The sequence below is a fragment of the Streptomyces sp. CB02400 genome, assembly GCF_001905725.1.
GTDB lineage: Bacteria > Actinomycetota > Actinomycetes > Streptomycetales > Streptomycetaceae > Streptomyces > Streptomyces atrovirens.
Map to the genome: position 1 here is coordinate 1,146,470 of NZ_LIWB01000001.1, position 21,522 is coordinate 1,167,991.

Consider the following 21,522-nt stretch of genomic DNA (forward strand, 5'->3'; position numbering starts at 1 on the left):
CTTGTACCTGGTGTTGGGCGTGACCGGTTCCCAGGCCCCGAAGTTGGCTGACTGGGCGGTTGTACGAGAGGAGCTGCGGCGTGGACGACGAGGTTCAGCAGCCGGAAGAATATGAGGTCGGGACGGGCATGCTGTGCGTGTTCGGGAGGCAGTTGAAGCTGTTCCGGGAGCGGGCGGGCCTGGACCGCGCGGGGCTCGGGTCCCTGACCGGGTACTCGGCCTCGACGATTGCGTCGTTCGAGCAGGCGAGACGTATTCCGCAGCCCAGGTTCATCGACCAGGCGGATGAAGTGCTGGGTGCAGGTGGGGTGTTGAGCGCGAGCAAGGAGGAGGTGGCTCGGGCTCAGTATCCGGCGTTCTTCCGGGACGCGGCACGGTTGGAGGCGGAGGCCGTCGAAGTGCATGTGTACGCGAACCAGGCGGTGCCCGGACTCCTACAGACGGAGGAGTATGCGCGGGCCATTTTTATGATGATGCGGCCACCTATGCGCGACGAACTGATCGAACAGAGGGTGGGCGCCCGCCTGGACCGACAAGAGATCTTGTCCAGCCATGACGCGCTGCTCGCCAGCTTTGTCATGGATGAGGCAGTGTTGAGACGCCCCATCGGAGGTCGAGGCATCCTGCGTGGCCAGCTTGAGCAGATTCTCCTGATGGGGCAGCGTCGGAACGTCGAGATTCAGGTGATGCCGCTTGACCGCGAGGAGAACGCGGGCATGGCTGGTCCCTTCACCTTGATCGAAACGAAGGAAGGGCGGAGGATCGCGTACGCCGAGGTACAGAACATCAGTCGCCTGCAAACGGAGCGGGACCGCGTCCGTGCGCTGGAGGCCAAGTACGGGATCATCCGGGCGCAGGCCCTGACTCCTCGTGAATCATTGGCGTACGTAGAGAAGTTGCTGGGAGAGTCATGAACGCGCACGTACATCAACCACAGATAGACCAGTTGGTATGGCGCAAGAGCAGCTATAGCAGCGAGGAAGGCGGCGAATGCGTTGAGGTCGCCGCACGCCCCGCCACCGTCCACGTCCGCGACTCGAAGGACACAACCCGCGCCGCACTCGCCGTAGAAGCCACGGCATGGGCCGCCTTCGTGGAGTTCGCGGCACGCTGACAGAGGTGGCGCCGATCGCAGGGCCCTCCGGCAAGCATGTGCTTGCCGGAGGGCCCTGCGCATCCCACCCCTACGGCACACCTTCAGCAGACCCGACGCCTCGCTCGCCCGCGGTCGCCTTCCCGGGCGGCGATCCGCATCGCACAGGAAGCCGACCCTCACGCCACCGCCACTCTCGTAACGAGGTCTCAACGAAGCTGATCCATGCTGACCCTCGCAACTCGGAGGCACTGTAAGTTCCTGCCATGAAGCAGGGTAAAGAGGTCGAGAACCCCGAGTCGCGTTTCTTCGCGGTGCTGCTGGCGGCGGCAAAGCTCCCCGGTGTGCGGATCAACAGGGAGGCGTACCTCCGCAGTGCGCTCGCTCGCCACTGCTCCGAGGAAGAGATCCGACGAGCGATAGAGGAGACTCCCGCTGCTGCGGGCATCGCTGTTGACCTCCTCGACAAGGTCGCCAACGACTCCATCCGCTACGAAACCGCCAAAGTCAGCGCTCTCTCGGCCGCAGCCGGGATACCCGGCATCTTCGCCCTGCCTGCCACCGTGCCCGCCGACCTGGCCCAGTACGTCGGCCACATGCTGCGCATCGCGCAGAAGCTCGCCTATCTCTATAGCTGGCCCGACCTGTTTGACGAGGAGGGCGAGGGCGTCGATGACGCGACGATGGGCGTGCTCACGCTGTTCTTCGGCGTGATGTTCGGTACCCAGTCGGCGAACGCCGCCGTGGGCAAGGTCGCCGGGATGATGTCGAAGCAGGTCGCGAAGAAGCTGCCCCAGAAGGCGCTCACCAAGGGTGTCATCTACCCGATCGTGAAGAAGTCCGCGGCTTACCTCGGCGTCCAGATGACCAAGCAGTCCTTCGCGAAGGGCGTCTCCAAGGCCATCCCCGTCATCGGGGCCGTCGTGTCCGGCGGGCTGACTCTCTCGACCTACCTTCCGATGGCCAAGAGACTCAAGAAGCACCTCGCCGGCCTGCCACTGGCGGACCCCTCGCACCGAGTGATGGAGGAGGGGGACGTCGTGGAGGGCGAAGTCGTGGAAGAACACGAAGCGTTCGCCTCAGCGGACGCCGAACTGCACGCCCCGGACATTACTGCCGTCAAGCTGGAGGACCCCAGGCTCTGACGCCGCGGAAGCCCTCCTGGCCGCCCGACTCAAGGGGGCGGCCTTCGGTCTTCGGCGGAGGTGCGGGCCGGGTTCGCCGGCGCTACGGCTGCTCGTGATGTTCTGCCCAGGACACACGCCCGCAGCGACACCACCGTGGGTTCAGGGAGCGGCGGGCCGATGCGATGACGCTGTGGGCGTCAGCCCCGTACACCGCCGACTCGCTGAGTGTCTTCCAGACCTTCTTGTACAAAGTGATGTTGTCGGTGTCGTCCAACCACAGTTCGGCGTGCCAGTCCTCGGCGACGACCAGCCGGTCGTCGAGCACCCAGAAGCCGTTGGCAGGCACGATCTTGACGGGTGCCGTGAAGGGGATGACAGCCAGCTCGACCGTGTCCATGCCGATCATGCCGTTGAGGCGGTCGCTCTGTCCGGCTTCCTGGATCTGATGCCCGACCCGCGAGGCGTCCGCGGTCGCCGAAGACCCCTGACCGCCCTCGGTCTCACCGGATGAATCCGGACGGATCTCGATCGTGGCGAGAGGCCCTGGGTGGTACCGGGAAGTTGTTTCAGCCTTGCGGGCTTCGACGGCAGGGCCGGCTGTGCGGACTGCTGGTGAAGGCGCCACCTGGGACAGGAAACCGACTGCCACACAGGCACAATGACGACTCGTCACGCGGCAAAGCATGCCTGTGCGAATCCGGATCACTGACCGGAAATCACCCTCTCACGATCCGATCACAGATGTAAGAATGTCTGTTCGATTACCGTCCCGTGCAATGGGGCCGAATCACAGGGGGTGGGAGAGTGGCTGGACGCCGTCCAGGACTCGTGGGTAGAACCAGCGTGGCGTTCGCGTTGGCCGCATCGCTTGCTGTCGCCGGGGGCAACGCGCAGGCCGACACAAGCGCAATACCGATATGTCCGACCACGGATGAGTTATCGGTATACGAATTGCCGACTGGTCTGAACGTGCACACCTGCGATGTGGAGGGTCTCGTCGTCACCTATGACGGCACCGGAATAGAGATGCCGGAGGCCGACACCGCGGTAAGCATCGACATGCTGGCCGAAGACGGTACGGAGCACGGATTCACGCTGATCGTCACCTCGGACGGCAAGGTCTCCTATGACCTGTCCGAGGCCAACACGGAATCGCCCAGCGCAGGCGAGGACCGTGCCGATGTCATGAGCCCGCGGCTGACGGCGGGTGATCTGACAGAGGAATCGGACTTACCGGTGTCCGAGCCGCCCACACCCGACGGCCTCGAAGTGGCCGAGGTGGACGCCGCGAGTTCCCCCGGCGAGTGCCAGGACGGTGCCTACTCGACACTGGACCGGAAAGAGTACGGCATCTACAACTGGTACCTGGGGGACGGGGCCTATCCCGCAGGCATGACACGCTCTCAAGCGCTGGAGTACTTCGAAGGCTCGATCGGACGGATCACGGCCAGCACCAACAACTGTGGCCTGACCGACCAGGTACCCGCCAAGAGTCACTACGCGGGTACGACCACGTATGAAGCGGACGTGAGCGCCAGCGGGACGTGCACCGCCCGGGATGGGAAGAGCACGTGGGACGCCGGTGACCTGGCCGCCGGGGCCGTCGCCTCGACATGCGCGTGGACATGGCCCAACCCGGTTGGCAAGAACGACCTCCGGGAAGCGGACGTAAGGTTCAACATCGCGGACTTCGACTTCACGAGGAATCCGACGAGCACCTGCAACGGCAGGTACCACGATGTACTCAACACCGGCACGCACGAGGCCGGTCACATCTTCGGGCTGGGCCACGTGGGTTCCGGACACTCGAATCTCACCATGTACACCAAGGCGGACCGCTGCGAAGTGAAGAAGAGGACACTCGGTAAGGGCGACGTTATGGGACTTCGCAGCATCTATTAGGAGGACTCCGTGAGCTGGGTCGGACCACGTGCGATTGCGGCGGGATTGGCAGCCGTGGCGTTCACCGCGGTCGGGTGTGGATCAGAAGGGTCCGAAGGTGCCGGCGCGAACAGCGAGAGTGTGTGCGCGAGCGACGTCATCTACGAAGGTCGCACGTATATAAGGCTCTCGAACGTCGAGTTCAAGGCCGGACAGAAGATCGGTACCGCCACGAGTCCGCCGTGCCGTGACACCAATGACCAAGGCGCCGAAGTGCCGGAGACCTCGGAGAACGCCTATGCGGTGAGCGGCATCTCTCCGGACCTGGCCATAGCGATCGGGTCATCTCCTGAACAGGCGGAAGCCTTCAGGGTCCTCCGCTCCGACAAGAAGATCCCACCCGAGGTACAAGAGTTGATCGACGGATCGTGAGGTGAGGCGTGGAAATGGGCTTCGCCCGGCCCGCGCCTCCCTGCCACGGTTCCCCCACGGAGCGCGCCAAGCCGACCTCCACAACGACGCCGGAACCTGTCCCGGCGCGCGCTGACCGATGAGTTGATGCGAAGCCCCGGGGAGAGTGCCCCGGGGCTTTTCGCTGTGCGGCGTGCATCTTTCTCACCCGCACTCACCGCTGGACGCGGTGGAGCCCTGCCGGAAACGCTGCTGGAGGAAGGACCGGGTGGTCGAGCTCGACACCGAGAAGTCCTGGCGGTCGGACGGCGGTGAAGGCGCGATCCCCTGTGTGGTCAGCCGTGTCATTACACCGCGTAAGGCATACGTCAGGCGTAGGGAGTGCTCCCCCTGTAGGCGGATGGAGGTCGTTTCGACAGTTGATGTCGCGCTGCTGCGGTCGATGCGAGGGTCGGTGCATGGTCGGTGCGACAGGGACGACGAGGGCGCTTCGGCGCGCATGGTGGCAGCGGTGGCCGTACTGGGTGGGCCGGGCAACGACGGCGTGGGCGGTGGTGTACGCCGGCTTCGGCCTGGCATGCGCGCTGAGCGGGACGCCGCCGCTCTACCTGGGCAGCGACCCGGGACCCTCGACGCTGGGCTGGGGGGTCGCGGGGGTGGGGGCACTGGCGGCCCTGGCCTGTGGCGCGGTGATGCTGTACGGACTGCGGCCGGCGTTGCGGGTGCTGCTGTGGGTGGTCTGCGCGCTGGCAGGGATCGCCGCGTTCGGTCTGCTGATGGACGTCATCACCCTGGTATTCGGTCAGGGTGTGGACGACGGCGTGGCCGCGGCACATCACGCGCTGGCGGCGACCGGGGTGCTGCTGCTCGCGGCCACTGCCCGGTCCGGCCGCCGCCCACCCGCCGCGCCCGTCGTGCAGGCCCCTTCCACCGCATCCAGGCCGGTCCAGCTCGCCGCCTGCGCCGGCACCGCGGCCTTTCTCCCCTACGCGGCGATGAAACTCGTCTGGGCGTCCGGCGGCACCTTCGCCGGGATGACCGGAGAGGAGATGCTCACGATCTCCCAGCGCAACGGTGCGTCGGGAATTTGGCTCACCCTGGAGTCCTGGGGCCTGGACGGCACCGTGCTGCTGGCCGCGCTCGGCATCTTCCTGCTGTGGGGCCTGGTCCGCCCATGGGGCCAGGTCTTCCCGCGCTGGACGCTGTGGCTGCGCGGCCGGCGCGTCCCCCGCTGGCTCCCTCTGGCTCCGGCCTTGATCGGCGCCGCCACGCTGGCTCCGTACGGAGTGCTCGGCGTCGGCTACGTGACTCTGGCGACGGCCGGCGTGGTGACGATGAGGCGAGGCGACTTCCCCTCCTCGAGCGACGCAATGCTGGTCGCCTGGATAGGCATGGCCGCATTCGCCGTCTACGGAGTCGCGCTGATCGTCGCTGCCCGCTCGTACTGGCTCCGGACCCGTTCCGCCCGCCGGACCCACGTCGACGCGGAGTGACCGTTCGCGGCCGGTACGGGCGGTCGCGAGGGGATACGGCACGGGGCCGGTGGGAGTGCCGATGTAGGGTGCTATGCGCAGGCCGTACGGGTGACGTTCAGTACGAGGGGGACGAAGAGTGCAGACGCCGCGAACCCGTCAGACCTGAACCGGCCGACGACGTGAGCGTCGCGCCCGTCCCGTTACCGTATGGCCGGATTCGTCCTTACCGTCGGCCCGCCGCATCGGCCATTCGTACCTCTGATCCCCGCCCCGCTCCTCGGACCGGCCCCGGGCCTCGGCGGCGGACCCCGTACGACACCGTGTACGAGCAGCAGCACCGATCACCGTCAGGGAGAGCGAGAACCCGCAATGGCCCAGCCGCCCCTCCTCCGCGATGTCATCGACATCAAGGAGTCCATCTCCACCTCGGACTTTGTGCTGTCCCTCGCCGAGGCGACGACACCCGAGGGCGCCCAGCACGCGCTCAAGGACTACGTCGTCACCGAGCGGCTGCTGGAGAACTTCGACGAGGCGCTGGCCCTCATCAAGTCCGCGCTGGACGGACACCGCTCCAAGGCGGCTTACCTCCACGGGTCGTTCGGTTCCGGTAAGTCGCACTTCATGGCGGTGCTGTACGCGCTGCTCAGCGGCAACCCCGCCGCCCGCTCCCGTACCGAGTTCGACCCGGTGCTGACCAGGCACGAGTGGCTGAGCACGGACGGCAAGAAGTTCCTGCTGGTGCCGTACCACATGCTCGGCGCGAAGGCCCTGGAACAGCGGGTGCTCGGCGGGTACGTGCACCACGTCAAGAAGCTGCACCCCGAGGCGCCGACCCCGCAGGTGTACCGGACCGACTCCCTCTTCGCCGACATCCGCGCCATGCGCGCCAACATGGGCGACGAGGCCGTCATCCGCGGCCTGGGCACCAGCGACGCGGACGACGGCGAGGAGGACGAGTGGGGCGAGGGCTTCGCCTGGACCCCGCAGCTCCTCGACACCGCGCTCGCCGCCGAGGAGAACCACGAGGCGGGCGTCCACCTCAACCTCACCAACCCCTCCACCCCGGCCGAACTGCGCGCCAAGCTCGTCAACGACGCCGGCACCAACCTCCTCCCCGGCTTCACCAAGAACGCCGCCGAGGACGAGCACGGCTTCATCTCCCTGGACGCGGGTCTCTCCGTCATCGCCGAGCACGCCAAGTCGCTCGGCTACGACGGCCTGATCCTGTTCATGGACGAGCTGATCCTGTGGCTGGCCACCCTCATCCACGACCAGAAGTTCGTGGCCCGCGAGGCCAGCAAGATCACGAACTTCGTGGAGGGCGGCGACGCCCGCCGCGCCATTCCCGTCGTGTCGTTCATCGCCCGTCAGCGCGACCTGCGCGAGCTGGTCGGCGAGGAGGTGTCCGGCGCGGCCGAGTCGTCCATCCAGGACACCCTGAACCTGGCCTCCGGCCGGTTCGACAAGATCACCCTGGAGGACCGCAACCTCCCGCAGATCGCCCACGCCCGCCTCCTCAAGCCCAAGGACGCCGAGGCGGCCCAGCAGGTCGACGCCGCCTTCGAGCAGACCAAGCGGGTCGGCCCCCAGGTCTGGGACACCCTGCTCGGCTCGGAGAAGGGCACCACCGGCGCGGACGCGGAGTCGTTCCGGCTGACGTACCCGTTCTCTCCGGCGTTCATGGACACCCTCGTCCACATCTCGTCCGCGCTGCAGCGCTCCCGCACCGGTCTGAAGCTGATGGGCCAGCTCCTAGCCGACCACCGCGACGAGATCCGCCTCGGCCAGCTCGTCCCCGTCGGCGACCTCTACCCGGTGATCGCGCAAGGAGGCGACAAGCCGTTCACCGACAGCCTGAAGGTCGTCTTCGAGGCCGCCGACAAGCTCTACAAGACCAAGCTGCGGCCCTACCTGCTCAGCTCGTACGACATCACCGAGGACGACGTCGAGCAGTACCGCAACCGGCCCGAGTCCCTCACCGACCCGAAGAAGCTCAACGGCTGCCGCATGTTCACCGGCGACAACCGGCTCGTGTGCACCCTGCTGCTGTCCGCGCTCGCGCCCAGCGTGCCCGCGCTGTCCGAGCTGACCATCCGGCGGCTCGGCGCGCTCAACCACGGGTCGGTCCTCGCGCCCATCCCGGGCGCCGAGGTCGGCATCATCAAGAACAAGGTCGCCGAATGGGCGGCCAGGTTCCCCGAGATCAAGGAGACCGGCACCGACGCCAACCCCGGCGTCCGTCTCGAACTCTCCGGTGTCGACGTGGACTCCGTCATCGCCAACGCCCAGGTCAACGACAACCCCGGCAACCGGGTCGCCCTCGCCCGCCGCCTGCTCTCCGAGGAACTGGGTGTCGAGCACGGCCAGTTGAGCGACCAGCTCGGCTTCACCTGGCGCGGCACCGCCCGCACCGCCGAGATCGTCTTCGGCAACGTCGCCGACGAGGACGAGCTGCCCGACCACGACCTGATGCCGCAGGAGGAGGGCCGCTGGCGCATCGCCATAGACCTCCCCTTCGACGAGGGCGAATGGGGCCCGGTCGAGGACGTCAACCGCATCCGGCGGCTGCGCGAACGCCAGCAGGGTGAGCGGTCCCGCACCGTCGCCTGGCTGCCCGCCCACCTGTCCGCGACGCGCTTCGCCGACTTCCGGCGCCTCGTCGTCATCGACAAGGCCCTCGCCGACGAACACCGCTTCGACACCCAGTACGCAGGCCACCTCAACGCCGACAACCGCAGCCGCGCCAAGGGCCTCCTCGAAACCCAGCGCGAGGCTCTGCTCAAGCAGGTCAAGGGCGCCTTCAAGCAGGCGTACGGCCTCGCCCAGAAGCAGGCCGCCGACGTCGTGCCCGACTTCGACGACCACCTCGTCGCCCTGCCCGACGTCGACGGGCTCACCCTGTCCTTCGGGCAGAGCCTGCACGACGGCATCCGGCACGTCGCGGGCAAGCTGCTCGCCCACCAGTACCCGGCCCACCCCGACCTCGACCCCGACGCCACCGGCACCGCCGTCAAGCCCGCCGACACCAAGAAGGTGTTCACCCACGTCCGCGCCGCCGCCGAGGCCCGCGACGGGCGGATCGAGGTCCCGGCCGCCGACCGCAAGCTCATGCAGCGCATCGCCGGGCCGCTGCGCCTCGGACAGCAGAAGGAGGCGTACTTCGAGCTGTCCCGCTACTGGGCCGACCACTTCCGCCAGCAGGCCAGCTCCCAGGGCGTCACCGGGGACCTGTCCCTGATCACCCTCACCGACTGGACCGACCGGCCCGACCCGCGCGGCCTGCCCGACTTCCTCGCCCGGCTCGTCGTCGCCTCCTTCGCCGAGATGGACGACCGGGTGTGGGTGCGCGGCGGCACCGTCCTCGACCCCGCGCCCGAACTGTCCGCGATCAAGGACCACGACGCGCTGCGCAGCCAGCCGCTGCCCGCCGAGTCCGACTGGGAGACCGCACGGCAGCGCTTCGAGACGGTCTTCGGGGCGAAGCCGCCCGCGCTGCGGCGCGGCCGGATGGTCAACCAGTTCGCCCGCCAGATCATCGAGGCCGCCCGTGACCACCGGGACCACGCGGCCGACCTGGTGCACCAGCTGGAGGCCCACACCACCTTCCTCGGTCTCGACCAGACCGCTGACACCGGACGGCTCGCCCTCGCCCGACGCTCCCTGGAACTGCTGGACGTCCTCACAGCGGAGGCCGGCAAGGGCGCGGCCGGGGCGAAGAAGACCGTGGAGGCCCTCGCCTCCTTCGACCTGGGCGAGACCAGCGCCGACCGGTACGGCACCTCCATCAAGAAGGCCCGCGCGGTCGCGGAGGCCGTCGCCTCCGCCCCCTGGACCACCCTGGAGCTCGCCGCCGGACTCGGCCCCGAGGGCGAGGCACTGCTCGACTCGCTGCGCAACGTCGCCCGCGACGACCAGCGCACCGCCGACCTGCGCGACGCCCTCGCCCGCACCCAGCGCGAGGTCGTTGCCCTGATCAAGCGGGCCCAGGCCGCCGCCACCCCGCCGCCCGCGCCCCTGCCCCCCACGGCAGACGGTCAGTCCCTGGACACGCCGACCAGTGACCCGCGCATCCCCTACACCCCGCCGCAGGAGACATCCTCCCCGGTGAGCGGCGGCGGCACCGCGCGCACGTCCGGGCGCCGCAGCACGACCGTGTCCCGGGCCGCCTCCGACCTCCAGGCGGAGCTGTCCGAACTGGCCGCCCGCCACCCGAACGCGACCATCGAGATCACCTGGCAGGTCATCGAATGACGGACACCGCCACCGTCGCACCGGGCGCGGTCCGGCTGAACACCGCGACCGTCACCCAGTACCTGTCCTCGCAGTCCTCCCTCGCCGCCTCCCTGACGGGGGACGGCGAGGGCAGGCGCCGGGTCGTGCTGCTGCGGTCCGCTCCCCAGTGGGACGGGCCCGCCGAACCCGTCTGGGGTGACGGCCGTACGGCCGGTGTCGCGGTCGCGCCGTCCCCGCTCGCCGTCCACGAACTCGTCCTCGACCACCTGGGGGGCCGCCGCCCCGGCCCCGCCGTCCTGGTCGTCCTCACCGACCGCGAGCAGCACGAACTCGACCCGGCGATCCTCGCCCGCGTCCACAAGCTGCGCATCGACACGGTCGACAGCTGGGACGTCGTCCGCGAGGCGTTCGGCGCCCGGCAGATAGACCCCCGGCTCAAGGACGTCAACTGGGCCGCCGAGGCCCTGCTCGACGCCACCCCGCCCGGCGGCTGGCCGGCCGTGCCCGGCGGCTGGCTGTCCCGCCAGTACGCCCTCACCGCGCTCGCCCAGCGCCGCCTGCGCCTGGGCCGCTACGACACCGAGGGCGGCATGCGCCGCCCCGGCGACGACCGGCTCGACGCCCAGGCCCTGCTGCACTGGTCGACCCGGCCCGGCGCCCCCGAACGGCTCCTCGCCCTGCGCGGCCCTGAACGCGCCGGGCTGACCGCCTTCCTCGGAGAGGAGGACCAGGCGGGCCTCGCCGGACGCGCACTGCTCGCCCTCGTCGACGCCGAACGCGGCGCGGACGCCGCCGCCTTCGGCCTCGTGTGCGCGGCGCTGTGGCAGCACGCCGAACCCGCCCCCGAGACGTACCGGGCCCGGGGGCGCGCCGAACGCTACTTCGGCGACCAGCCCCCGGCGGCCGGCGACCAGCTCGACACCCTGGTGACCGTCTTCGGGCGGGCCGCCGAGGAGTACGTGACCACGCTGCTGGCGGCCGGACACCGCACCGGCGGCACCGACGCCGACCAGGCTCGCGAGGCACGCCGTACCACTGGCATCGTGCTCGACCGGGCCGCCGCGCTGGCCCGCCAGTTCGGCGCGGAGGAGGCCGTGGCGGCGAGCCCCGTCCTGCGCGGCGGACTCGAGGCCCGGTTCACCGCCGTCGGCCGGGCCCTCGCGGCGGGCGACACGGCCGCGGTGGCGGACGCCGTCCGCCGCCTGGAGGACCACCGGCTCACCGCCGAGCCGGAGGAGTCCGCCCGCATCGAACGCGCCCGCATGGGCCAGCGCCTCGCCCGCTGGCTGGCCACCGACCCGCCCGCTGACGCCCCCACCGTCGCCGACGCCCTACAGCGGCACGTCGCCGAGACCGGCTGGGTGGACCTCGCCCTGGAGCACATCGAGGCGGGCGGCGACCCGGACCTTGTCCTCAAGGCCGCCTACGACACCCTCGGCACGCGCGTGCGGGACCGGCGTCGGCAGATGGACGCGTCCTTCGCCCGCTCCCTGGCCGCCTGGACGCAGGCCGGTACCCAGCCCGGTTCCATGCTCACCGTCGAGACCTTCCTCGACCGCGTGGTCGGCCCGGTCGTGCGGCGCACGGAGGAACGGCGGGTACTGCTGCTCGTGCTCGACGGCATGAGCGCGGCCATCGCCAACGAACTCGGGGAGAAACTGCGCCGCTCCTGGGCCGAGTTCGACCCGCTGCCCGAGGGTGACACCCCGCACCGGCGGGCGATGGCCGCCGCCCTGCCCACGGTGACGGCCGTGTCCCGCACCTCCCTCTTCGCGGGCACCCTGATGAAGGGCACCCAGGCCGACGAGAAGCGGCTCTTCCCCGCGCTGAAGCTGTGGGGCGGGGCCCCGGCCGCCGTGTTCCACAAGGACGACCTGCGCACCGAGACCGCGGGTGACACCTTCGGCCCGGCACTTACGGAGGTGCTCGGCGACGGCAGGACCCACGTCGCCGTCGTCCTCAACGCCATCGACGACCGGCTCGCCAAGGAGCAGAAGCTCGGCGACGGCGCCTGGCGGATCGACGACGTGCCTGGCCTGCGCGACCTGTTGCGGGTGGCGGCCACCCAGGGCATGGCGGTCGTCCTCACCAGCGACCACGGCCACGTCGTCGACCGGCACGGCACGAAGGTCGACCCCGCTACCGACCCCGCGTCCGCCCGCCACCGCCTGCCCGGCGACGGCCCGCTCGCCGAACGGGAGACCGCCCTCTCCGGACCGCGCGTGGTGTGGCCCGAGCCCGGCGCGTCCGTCGTCGCCCTGTGGGACGCCGACTCCCGCTACACCGCCCTCAAGGCCGGCTACCACGGAGGTACCTCCCTCGCCGAGGTCACCATCCCGGTGCTCGCCTTCCTGCCGTTCGGCGCGGAACCCCCCAAGGGATGGCGGGAACTGGGCGACCAGCGGCCGGCCTGGTGGGCCCCGGAGGAGACCGGAAAGGCATCGCTGCCGGACGAGCACACCGCCCGGCCGGTGACCGCGACGGCTCCCGCTCCCAGGAAGCCGACGGCGAAGGCCAAGAAGGACCAGGCAGAAGTCGCCCGGACGCACGAAACGCTCTTCGACGTGGCGCTGACCACCGGGGGAGACGACGCCCTCCTCACCCCGACCCTCGTCTCCCGCACCGAGACGCTGGTGACGGCGCTGCTCGACTCGGAGACGTACCAGGCGCAGCTCGGCGGCCTGGCCCGCAAGCCGCAGCAGGAGCAGGTCCACAAGGCGCTCGCCGCCCTGCTGGACGCGGGCGGCACCCTGCCGGTGACCGCGCTCGCCCAGCGCGCCGGCATGCCCGTCACCCGGGGCGACGGCTTCGCCGCCGTCCTGCGGCAACTCCTCAACTACGACGGCGTACAGGTCCTGGAGACCCTGCCGGACGGCCGCACCCTGCGGCTCCACGAGGCGCTGCTACGCGAGCAGTTCGCCCTCGGAGCGGGCTGACGACACGACTCGGGGTGCCTCGGACCTTGGTCCCGAGGCACCCCGAACGGGTCCGTCGTCAGGCGGTGATCTCACCCGCGTAGGCAGTGAACGCGGTCCACTGCTCCCGGGGACCGACCCTGCCCCGCCACCTCACGACGCGAACGCCCGCAGCACCTTCGCGAAGGTCGTCAGCTCGTCGATCATCTCCGACGGGAGCGGCTTCTCATCGAAGTGGGCGATCCGGTTGCGGATGTCCTTCACCCGCTTCAGCAGGCCGATGAACTGCTCCCGGGGCATGTTGGGCCACTTCAGCGCCTCCCAGTTGCGGTCGGCCCGCTCGGCGAGGGACTGCTTCGTCTGGTCGCCGTCCAGGAGCCTCAGGTAGTCGCCGAACATCAGGTCCGACACCTGACCGGTGCGATGCTCCGCCTTCTTGTTCGTCTGGACCGCCTTGATGGCCTCCGTGTCCAGTGCCGCGCCCAGGCAGCGGCGCAGCAACGACTCGATCTCACCCACGATGAAGAAGGGGCGCGCCGCCCCCTCGAAGCGTTCCGTGACATCCGCGGCGGTGACAATGCCCGCCAGACAGCCGTCGTCGCCGCGGACGAGCAGATAGCCGTGTTCGCGGATGACCGGGAGGGCGGTGAAGAACTCCTGGCGGGCGTCGGCGACGGGCAACGAGTCCTTCTCCATCGCGTTGTCGAGGGTGGCCTCCTTCCCCGCCTCGTACATCTTGGCCACGGACCCCCAGGTGACGACCCCGTGAACCTGCGCTATGCCGGTGGTCACCGGCACCTGGGAGAGCCCCTTCGTGCGCATCAGGAAGGTCGTCTGGGACAGGGGCGTCCCGGGACCCACGGACACCAGGCCGCGCCGTGCCGACGGCATGTCGCCGAGCAGCAGACGTTGCGGCAGCGCGTGCGAGGGCAGGGCCTCGTCCGCCTCGTCGGCCTCACCCTCCGGTTCGGCGGGCGTGCGCTGCGCGGGAACGGCTGCCAGCGGCACGACGTCCACGGTGCTGCGCAGACCGCAGACGGCGAAGTCCGGCAGCGTGGTCAGCCCGGCGTCCGTGAACGCCTGAGAGATGCGGTGCACCGTCCGGTGGTCGCGGACCCTGACCTGGAACAGGTCGAGGATCTCTTGCACGGACACGGTCCTGCCCTTGAGCGAGGCCATGTCCCGCTCGTCCGGCCTGGTCGTCATCGGACGTCGCCCTCCGGCAGGTCACGGAGCATCGTCCTCTTGCCCATGGCGGAGTGCACGAGGTCCTGCAACTGCTTGGAGCGGTCGCGGTAGAAGCGCTCGTAGTCGTTCTCGCGCAGCGCGTCCGGATCGATCAGGTGGGTGGTCAGGAGATCGTCGAACCACTCGGGACGCATGTCGGACGCGGCGATCATCGTGGACAGGTACGACGACGGTGCCCCCGTCATGTCCATCGCGGCACGGTAGGACAAGGGCGTCTTGTTCACGATGGAACTGGTGGGCAGACCATTGCTGTTGCCCCGCCGGAACCACGTCCTGGGGAAGATCTGCCGCACGTCCACGCCGTACTCGTCCAGCCGACCGGGACTGAGCGGGGCGCTCGTGTAGTGCCAGTCCACCGCCCCCTGCTTGATCAGCAGGGCGTAGATGCCCTTGTAGGCGGCGCTGTTGCGAGTGGTGAGGGTGTCGAGGCGGTCGGCGAAGAAGAACGCCTCCGTGACCGTCTCGGGCGCCTTCTCGTCCTGCGCGATCCAGGGGACGAGCTGTTCGACGTCCTTGGTGAAGCGCGTCTCCGTGGAGCCGCCGTACATCTCCCCGAGGACCCCGCACCAGTACCACTGCTCGATCTTCTCCTCCGCCCCCAGGCCGTCCGTCCCCGTGTCGAGGATGGCGCGGACTGCCGCGAGCGGGATGAGCTGCGTTCTGTACGGCAGGTCGGCCGGGCGGACGATGCACTGCCGTTCCAGGAAGTCGCCCACCCACGCGAAGGCGTCGGCGAGCCTGGGCGCCAGGCGCACGAAGTCGGCCAGGGGGAGGTCCAGCAGATCACGGCGCTTGCAGGACACCGTGGTCCCGAGGCCCTCCTGCTTCCGCTCCCAGGTACGCACCAGTGCGATGGCCTGTAGGAAGTCGATGCTACTCAGCCCGTTCTCGAGACCGCTCTCCAGGCGGCCGAAGACCGGGTACTTACTCGCCAGGGCCTGCTTGATCTCCCGCCACACCACCGGAAGCTGGTAGTAGTCCCCGGTCCGCTCCACATAGTCACGGTCCCCGGCGTACGTCGCGGTGAGCAGTTCGAAGACGTTCAGGGGCACACCGCCCGTGTTGACCCGCTCGAACACCGCGCAGACGGCGTCCATGGAGGTGGAGGCGGCCAGCCGGATCATCGGCACCTGGAAGGCGCGGACCTGCTGGAGGACCGCCTCGTCGAACTGGCCCCACAGGTCCCAGTTCCGGTCCTCGTCCGCCTTGATGTACGCCTTCTTCCACTCGTTGACGCGCTGGGCGTCGAAGACGAAGTGGAGAGGGAAGAGGCCGGCCGCGCACTCGGCCTCGGTGGTGCTCAGGTCCAGCACCACGGTGCGGTTGAAGTCCGTCCGCAGCACCTTGTCGGCCGGGACGGACACGATGGCCTCGTCGCGGTCCGCGGACGGCCCGACGGCCTTCGCGATGTCGACGTAGTACCACCGCTGGATGGGCTTGCCACGGGCGTCCGCCGTCTCCACCGGAGCGTCCAGCCACAGGGCCTGGAAGAGGGAGGTGAGGCGCTGCTGCCCGTCCAGCAACAGGAGATCGGCCTCCGGGTCCCCCTCCGGCCGGGCGCCGGTGAGGGTCCGGGAACGGAACCGGGTGGCGCCTCCGGTCTGCAGCGTCATCACGACGCCGAGCGGGTAGTCCAGCGTGACCGTCGCGATGATCGCCCGGATCCGGTCGTCGTCCCACTTCCAGTTCCGCTGAAAGTCGGGCAATTGTAAGGAACCCGAGGCGACATCCGCCAGAACGTCCTTGAGCTTCACGTTGTCGAGGGCTGCCATGTGACTCCACTCCCCGCCCTGTTACCTGTACGGAGAGTGATTCCAGCAGCGCTCTGTGGTGACGGTCAAGCCGGTTCGAAGATAAACAAGACCATCAGCGAGCGCCTACCCACCGAGGAGTTCCGCGGTATCCCTGGGGGAGAAGGGTTGACTACCGGGTTTCCGTCGAGATCGGGTCGAGGTGGAAGAGGCACTGGACCGCGTTGAATTCGCCAACTTCGGCGATGAAGCGGAACTTGTCACCTGCGCCGACGGCGGCGGGGGTCTCCTTGCCGGTCAGTTTCAAGTCCGAGATGTTGACTCCCTCGTACTTGAAGGCCGGGCCGACCGTGGTGCTCGGTCCCTTGTCGCCCGGGCCCAAGAGGAAGTCGTAGCCGGTGGAGTAGCGTGCCATGTGCACGATCGAGCCGTTGAAAGCGACCGTCCGGCCCTCGTGTTTGGTTGCGAAGTCCGCGTTGGCGGCATCGCAGTCGTCCGCTGTCTTCAGCAGAGCCGCGAACTCCGGGCTGTTCTCAGGCGTGATCACCTCGATGGCAGCCGACTCGGCGGCGCTCGGAGTCGGCGTAGCGGAAGGCTCCTCGCTCGCGGCGGCCTCTGGCTTGGCCACCTCGTCCTTCTTCTCGTCCCCATCGCTGAGTGCGGTGGCAGTGCCGATGATGATGGCCAAGACCGCGAGGCCGGCGGCCGCCGCGCCGATCAGGGGCCACGGCAGCGGCTTCTTCGGCCGGCGGAAGGCGAGGGTGGAGCGAAGCGTGCCCTGGGACTGTTCGACGAACTCCCAGCCGTCCTTCTGCATCTTCGAGATCACCAAGCCGTCGGTGCCGCGAATGGTCTGCACGGTCTTGTACTCGTACTTGATCTCGTCGGCCATGTGCCGCGCGCCCCCGAATGCACTGTTCACACCAACTGCCTCGCGAGCATAAGGGACGGCGGGGGAAACCCCGACATCGTCGACTCACCATCGGCTTCGAGCACGGAAGTCGAACCAACGGGCACTTGTCTACGAACCGGACACTGTGGCCCTTCGCCCGGGCGCTGAGGTGTGAGGAGATGGAACACTGTTCCCCGTGAGCACCACCGGATCCAAGCGTCCCGCCCAGGTCAGCGCCGCCCGCCGCCGTACCGTCGTCGATGCCCTGCGCCGCGGGGCCGTGCCCGAGAGCGGGCTCGACCTGCTGGCCACCGGGCTCGACCGGTTCGAGGCGGCCCTCGACTCGGAACTGGATTCGGTGGCGTCCGGCGGGTCCGTGTTCAAGGCCGTGCGCGGTGAGTACGGGTCCGGCAAGACGTTCTTCACCCGCTGGCTGGGGGAGCGGGCCAAGCGTCGCAACTTCGCCGTGGCCGAGATCCAGATCTCCGAGAACGAGACGCCGTTGCACAAGCTGGAGACGGTCTACCGGCGGCTCACCGAGCGCCTCACCACCTCCAGCTTCCCGCCCAGTGCTCTGCGCCCGGTCGTCGACGCCTGGTTCTACGCGCTGGAGGAGGACGCCCTCGCCGCCGGCGCGACCGAGGAGGAGCTGCCCGGTGAGGTGGAGAAGCTGCTCGTCGCGCGGCTCGCCGAGGTGTCCCGGCACGCCCCGTCCTTCGCCACCGCCCTGCGCGGCTACCGTGCCGCCCTCGCCGACGGCGACGAGGCGACCGCCGCGGCCGTACTGGCGTGGCTCGGCGGCCAGCCGCACGTCGCCGCCTCCGCACGCCGGTCCGCCGGGGTGCGCGGCGACCTCGACCACTTCGGGGCGCTCGGCTTCCTGCAGGGCCTGCTCACCGTGCTGCGGGACTCCGGCCACACCGGGCTCTTCGTCGTCCTCGACGAAGTGGAGACGCTCCAGCGCGTCCGCTCCGACGCCCGCGACAAGGCGCTCAACGCGCTGCGGCAGCTCATCGACGAGGTGCACTCCGGCCGTTTCCCCGGCCTGTACCTCGTCATCACCGGCACGCCGGCCTTCTACGACGGCCAGCAGGGCGTCCAGCGCCTGGCCCCGCTCGCCCAGCGGCTCGCCACCGACTTCACCACCGACCCGCGCTTCGACAACCCCCGCGCGGTGCAGATCCGGCTGCCCGGCTTCATCCAGGAGTCACTGGTCGGCCTCGGCGTCACCATCCGGGACCTGTACGCCGACGCCGCCACGTCGCCCGAGCGCGTGCGGACGGTCGTCGACGACGTCTACGTCGCCGACCTCGCGCGGGCCGTCGGCGGAGCCCTGGGCGGAAAGGTCGGGGTGGCTCCCCGGCTGTTCCTGAAGAAGCTCGTCGGGGACGTCCTCGACCGCGTGGACCAGTTCGACGACTTCGACCCGCGACAGCACTACAAGCTGACGGTCGCGAGCAGCGAGCTCACCGACGTGGAGCGGAACCTGGCCGCCACGGTCACCGGCGGTTCCACGTCCGCCGACGACATCGACCTGGAGCTGTGATGGCGGACACCGATGGCCCGGCCGGGGCGGAGGCGGCCGGGGGAGGGGCCGACGTACTCGACCGGCTCGACCCCGTCGTCCTGCACCACATCGTCAACACCCTCGGCTGGCCCGACCTGCGCCCCCTCCAGCGGGCGGCGATCACCCCGCTCATGGACGGCGAGGACGCCGTCCTGCTGGCGCCGACGGCCGGCGGCAAGACCGAGGCGGCCTGCTTCCCGCTGCTGTCGGCGATGGCCGGACAACGGTGGACCGGCACCTCGGTGCTGTACCTGTGCCCCCTCAAGGCACTCCTCAACAACCTGGTCGGCCGCGTCGACACCTACGCCCAGTGGCTGGGACGGCGCGCCGCCCTCTGGCACGGCGACACCAAGGAGTCGCAGCGGCAGCGCATCCGTACCGAGGCGCCGGACGTCCTGCTGACCACGCCCGAGTCGCTCGAGGCGATGCTGATCGGCGTCAAGACCGACCACGCCCGGCTGCTGGGAAGCGTACGGACCGTCGTCGTCGACGAGGTGCACGCCTTCGCGGGCGACGACCGGGGCTGGCACCTGCTCGCCGTACTCGAACGGCTGGAACGGGTCACCGGCCGGCCCATCCAGCGCGTCGGACTCTCGGCGACCGTCGGCAACCCCGAGCACCTGCTGCGCTGGCTGCAGGGAGCTGGTACTGGGAGCCGTACCGGGCAGGTCGTCGCGCCGGGCGTCCACCTGCCCGCCACCGGTGCGGCCGGACACGGGGAGCAGGCTGCTGCGGACCCGTCCCGCAGGCCCGCGGGCGAGGTGGAGCTCGACTACGTGGGCTCCCTCGACAACGCAGCCAAGCTCATCGCCGCCCTGCACCGGGGGGAGAAACGCCTCGTCTTCTGCGACTCGCGCCGTCAGGTCGAGGAACTGGGCGCCGCGCTCCGGGCCCGCGAGGTGACCGTCTTCCTGTCCCACGCCTCCCTCTCCGTCGACGAACGCACGCGCTCCGAGCAGGCCTTCGCCGAAGCGCGCGACTGCGTCATCGTCTCCACCTCCACCCTCGAACTCGGCATCGACGTCGGTGACCTGGACCGCGTCATCCAGATCGACTCACCGGCCTCCGTCGCCTCCTTCCTGCAGCGCATCGGCCGCACCGGGCGACGGCCCGGCACCGTACGCAACTGCCTGTTCCTCACCACTCACAAGGACACGCTGCTCCAAGCGGCAGGCTTGCTGTTGCTCTGGTCGCGCGGCTGGGTCGAACCGGTCCTCCCACCGCCCGAGCCGCGCCACCTCGTGGCCCAGCAGCTCCTCGCCGCCACCCTGCAGCAGCACAAGCTCGGCGACCAGTTGTGGGAACAGCAGTGGAACGGCCTCGCCCCCTTCGACCGGTCCGCCGCCCCGATCCTGCGCCACCTCACCGAGGAGGGCTTCCTCGACAGCGACGGCGGCCTGCTGTTCGTCGGGCCCGAGGCGGAACGCCGCTTCGGCAAGCGGCACTTCATCGAACTCACCGCGTCCTTCACCGCGCCACCGCAGTTCACCGTCCTGTCCGGACGCACGGAGATCGGCCGCACCGACCCGAGCGTGCTCACCGAGGAACGCCCGGGCCCGCGCCGCCTACTGCTCGGCGGACGCAGCTGGCAGGTCACCTACATCGACTGGACGCGCAAACGCGTCTTCGTCGAACCCGCCGACGGCGGAGGTGTCGCCAAGTGGATGAACGGTGGCATCGCCGGACTGTCGTACGCCCTCACCCGCGCCATGCGTGAAGTACTGCTGGGTGCGAACCCGCCCGTCTCCCTCACCCGGCGTGCCGAGTCGTGCCTGACCGAACAGCGTGAGACCGACGCACCCGACACCGTGCAGCCGGACGGCACACTGATCACCCGAGTCGGCCGCGACGTGCGCTGGTGGACCTGGGCCGGCTACCGCGCCAACGCCACCCTCGCAGCCACCCTCTCGTCGGTCGCCGACCCCCTGCAACGTCCCACCGACTGCTGGCTGCGCCTGCGCGAGGACCTCACCCCGGCCGACTGGCGCGCGGCCCGCGAGAACGTCGGCGAGAGCCTGGTCCTGCCCGACGTGGACCCCCGGGCCGTACGCGGCCTGAAGTTCTCCGCCGCCCTCCCGGAACGCCTCGCCGTCGCCACGGTCGCGGCCCGCCTGGCCGACTTCGAGAGCGCCCGCGCCGTTCTTACCGAGCCTGTCCGTCTCGTCTACTCGAACGATGTTGCCTGAGGCCTGAGGCCTGAGGCATGGGTCCAACGGCGTGTGAAGCGGATTTGAACTCCAGCCCAACGACCTCACGCGTCTACCTACTGGGGGTTTCCACGCACGCAGTGATGCCGAGATCCCGGCGCATCTCATCCCTCAGGGCGGTCAGCCGGTCCCAGAGGTCGTCCACCCGTCGACTCAGTTCCTGAAGCTCCTCCTCCCGGTCCGACTGCCCCGAATCCAGGCGCTGGACCAGCCCGTAGATCTTCCGCAGCGAACCGTTGGCGGCGCCCGCAACGGGCAGCACGGCATCGGACACGATCATGTGAGACTCCGCGTGCTGGACGACGTAGGCACTCCAGCGCTCCTCCAGTTCAGCCCGTCGCGCCTCGTCGAAGGAGCCGCCCCGGCGCAGATCGTGCATGCACCCGGCCAGAGCATCCCGGGCCGCTCGCGCCGTGGCGTTCAACCGCGTGTATGCGGCCCGCCGTTCCTCCAGCAGACGGCTGTCCCGCTCACGGATCCGGTCCTCTTCACGATGACGCTCGATCCGCTCGTGCTCACGGGTCCACCCGCGTTCCGCACTGCGCTGCGTCAGGAGAACCGAAGCCAGGGAGACCCCGCCTCCGATCACTGCAGCCGCAAGTGCCAGTAGAGCCGCACCCATCACTCGCCCCCTCGTTCACGGACTTCACGGCATTCTTCCTGACATCACCCGCCAACACACCGGATTCACCGTCATCGAGGTCTCACCACGCCACTGGCGA

At 69.5% G+C, this 21,522-nt stretch carries 14 protein-coding genes and 1 pseudogene; 10 read left to right on the top strand and 5 right to left on the bottom strand.

The genetic code is table 11. The features are described from left to right. Positions 1 to 80 precede the first annotated feature (80 nt). The 3 genes from AMK33_RS04830 (at position 81) to AMK33_RS04840 (ending at position 2,238) form a co-directional block, all read left to right on the top strand. On the top strand, positions 81 to 914 hold the full coding sequence (locus AMK33_RS04830; RefSeq protein WP_073931393.1) for a helix-turn-helix domain-containing protein: 834 nt from the start codon (positions 81 to 83) through the stop codon (positions 912 to 914). Next, positions 911 to 1,114, top strand: a complete 204-nt coding sequence (locus AMK33_RS04835; RefSeq protein WP_073931394.1) for a DUF397 domain-containing protein — start codon at positions 911 to 913, stop codon at positions 1,112 to 1,114. Before AMK33_RS04830 ends, AMK33_RS04835 begins: the two co-directional genes overlap by 4 nt. 245 nt (positions 1,115 to 1,359) lie before the next feature. Further along, entirely contained in the window at positions 1,360 to 2,238 is an 879-nt protein-coding gene (locus tag AMK33_RS04840) for a hypothetical protein (protein ID WP_073931395.1), read from the top strand. Positions 2,239 to 2,320: 82 nt separating this feature from the next. Here AMK33_RS04840 and AMK33_RS04845 read toward each other — a convergent pair. Then, positions 2,321 to 2,653: pseudogene (locus tag AMK33_RS04845) on the bottom strand (Scr1 family TA system antitoxin-like transcriptional regulator); the annotation flags it as partial. 395 nt (positions 2,654 to 3,048) lie between these two features. Between AMK33_RS04845 and AMK33_RS43650 the strand changes: the two are divergent. From AMK33_RS43650 to pglZ, 5 genes are all read left to right on the top strand, one after another. Then, positions 3,049 to 4,122 carry a peptidase M10 gene (locus AMK33_RS43650; RefSeq protein WP_235617963.1) on the top strand — a complete coding sequence of 358 codons (1,074 nt, stop codon included), beginning with the start codon at positions 3,049 to 3,051 and terminating at the stop codon, positions 4,120 to 4,122. A gap of 9 nt (positions 4,123 to 4,131) precedes the next feature. Further along, positions 4,132 to 4,533 carry a DUF6281 family protein gene (locus tag AMK33_RS04855; protein WP_201262953.1) on the top strand — a complete coding sequence of 134 codons (402 nt, stop codon included), beginning with the start codon at positions 4,132 to 4,134 and terminating at the stop codon, positions 4,531 to 4,533. Between the two features lie 503 nt (positions 4,534 to 5,036). Then, positions 5,037 to 6,005: a hypothetical protein gene (locus AMK33_RS42770; RefSeq protein ID WP_073931398.1), complete on the top strand. Its 969-nt coding sequence runs from the start codon at positions 5,037 to 5,039 to the stop codon at positions 6,003 to 6,005. A gap of 351 nt (positions 6,006 to 6,356) precedes the next feature. Then, a complete protein-coding gene (gene pglY / locus AMK33_RS04865; RefSeq protein ID WP_073931399.1) occupies positions 6,357 to 10,238 on the top strand; it encodes a BREX-2 system ATPase PglY in 3,882 nt (1,293 codons plus the stop codon). Next, complete coding sequence (gene pglZ, locus AMK33_RS04870) at positions 10,235 to 13,156, top strand: BREX-2 system phosphatase PglZ (protein ID WP_073931400.1); 2,922 nt, start codon at positions 10,235 to 10,237, stop codon at positions 13,154 to 13,156. Before pglY ends, pglZ begins: the two co-directional genes overlap by 4 nt. A 132-nt stretch (positions 13,157 to 13,288) precedes the next feature. Here the strand turns inward: pglZ and AMK33_RS04875 are convergent, their stop codons facing one another. From AMK33_RS04875 to AMK33_RS04885, 3 genes are all read right to left on the bottom strand, one after another. Further along, entirely contained in the window at positions 13,289 to 14,341 is a 1,053-nt protein-coding gene (locus tag AMK33_RS04875) for a CBS domain-containing protein (RefSeq protein WP_073931401.1), read from the bottom strand. Then, positions 14,338 to 16,155 carry a DUF262 domain-containing protein gene (locus AMK33_RS04880; RefSeq protein WP_073931402.1) on the bottom strand — a complete coding sequence of 606 codons (1,818 nt, stop codon included), beginning with the start codon at positions 16,153 to 16,155 and terminating at the stop codon, positions 14,338 to 14,340. The genes AMK33_RS04875 and AMK33_RS04880 overlap by 4 nt, the downstream gene beginning before the upstream one ends. A 151-nt stretch (positions 16,156 to 16,306) precedes the next feature. Then, complete coding sequence (locus AMK33_RS04885; RefSeq protein WP_073931403.1) at positions 16,307 to 17,026, bottom strand: DUF4839 domain-containing protein; 720 nt, start codon at positions 17,024 to 17,026, stop codon at positions 16,307 to 16,309. Positions 17,027 to 17,222: 196 nt separating this feature from the next. Between AMK33_RS04885 and brxD the strand changes: the two genes are divergently transcribed. Next, a complete protein-coding gene (brxD, locus tag AMK33_RS04890; RefSeq protein ID WP_073931404.1) occupies positions 17,223 to 18,572 on the top strand; it encodes a BREX system ATP-binding protein BrxD in 1,350 nt (449 codons plus the stop codon). Then, positions 18,572 to 20,779, top strand: a complete 2,208-nt coding sequence (locus AMK33_RS04895) for a DEAD/DEAH box helicase (protein WP_073931405.1) — start codon at positions 18,572 to 18,574, stop codon at positions 20,777 to 20,779. The genes brxD and AMK33_RS04895 overlap by 1 nt, the downstream gene beginning before the upstream one ends. 73 nt (positions 20,780 to 20,852) lie before the next feature. Here the strand turns inward: AMK33_RS04895 and AMK33_RS04900 are convergent, their stop codons facing one another. After that, a complete protein-coding gene (locus tag AMK33_RS04900) occupies positions 20,853 to 21,422 on the bottom strand; it encodes a hypothetical protein (RefSeq protein WP_143203806.1) in 570 nt (189 codons plus the stop codon). Positions 21,423 to 21,522 lie beyond the last annotated feature (100 nt).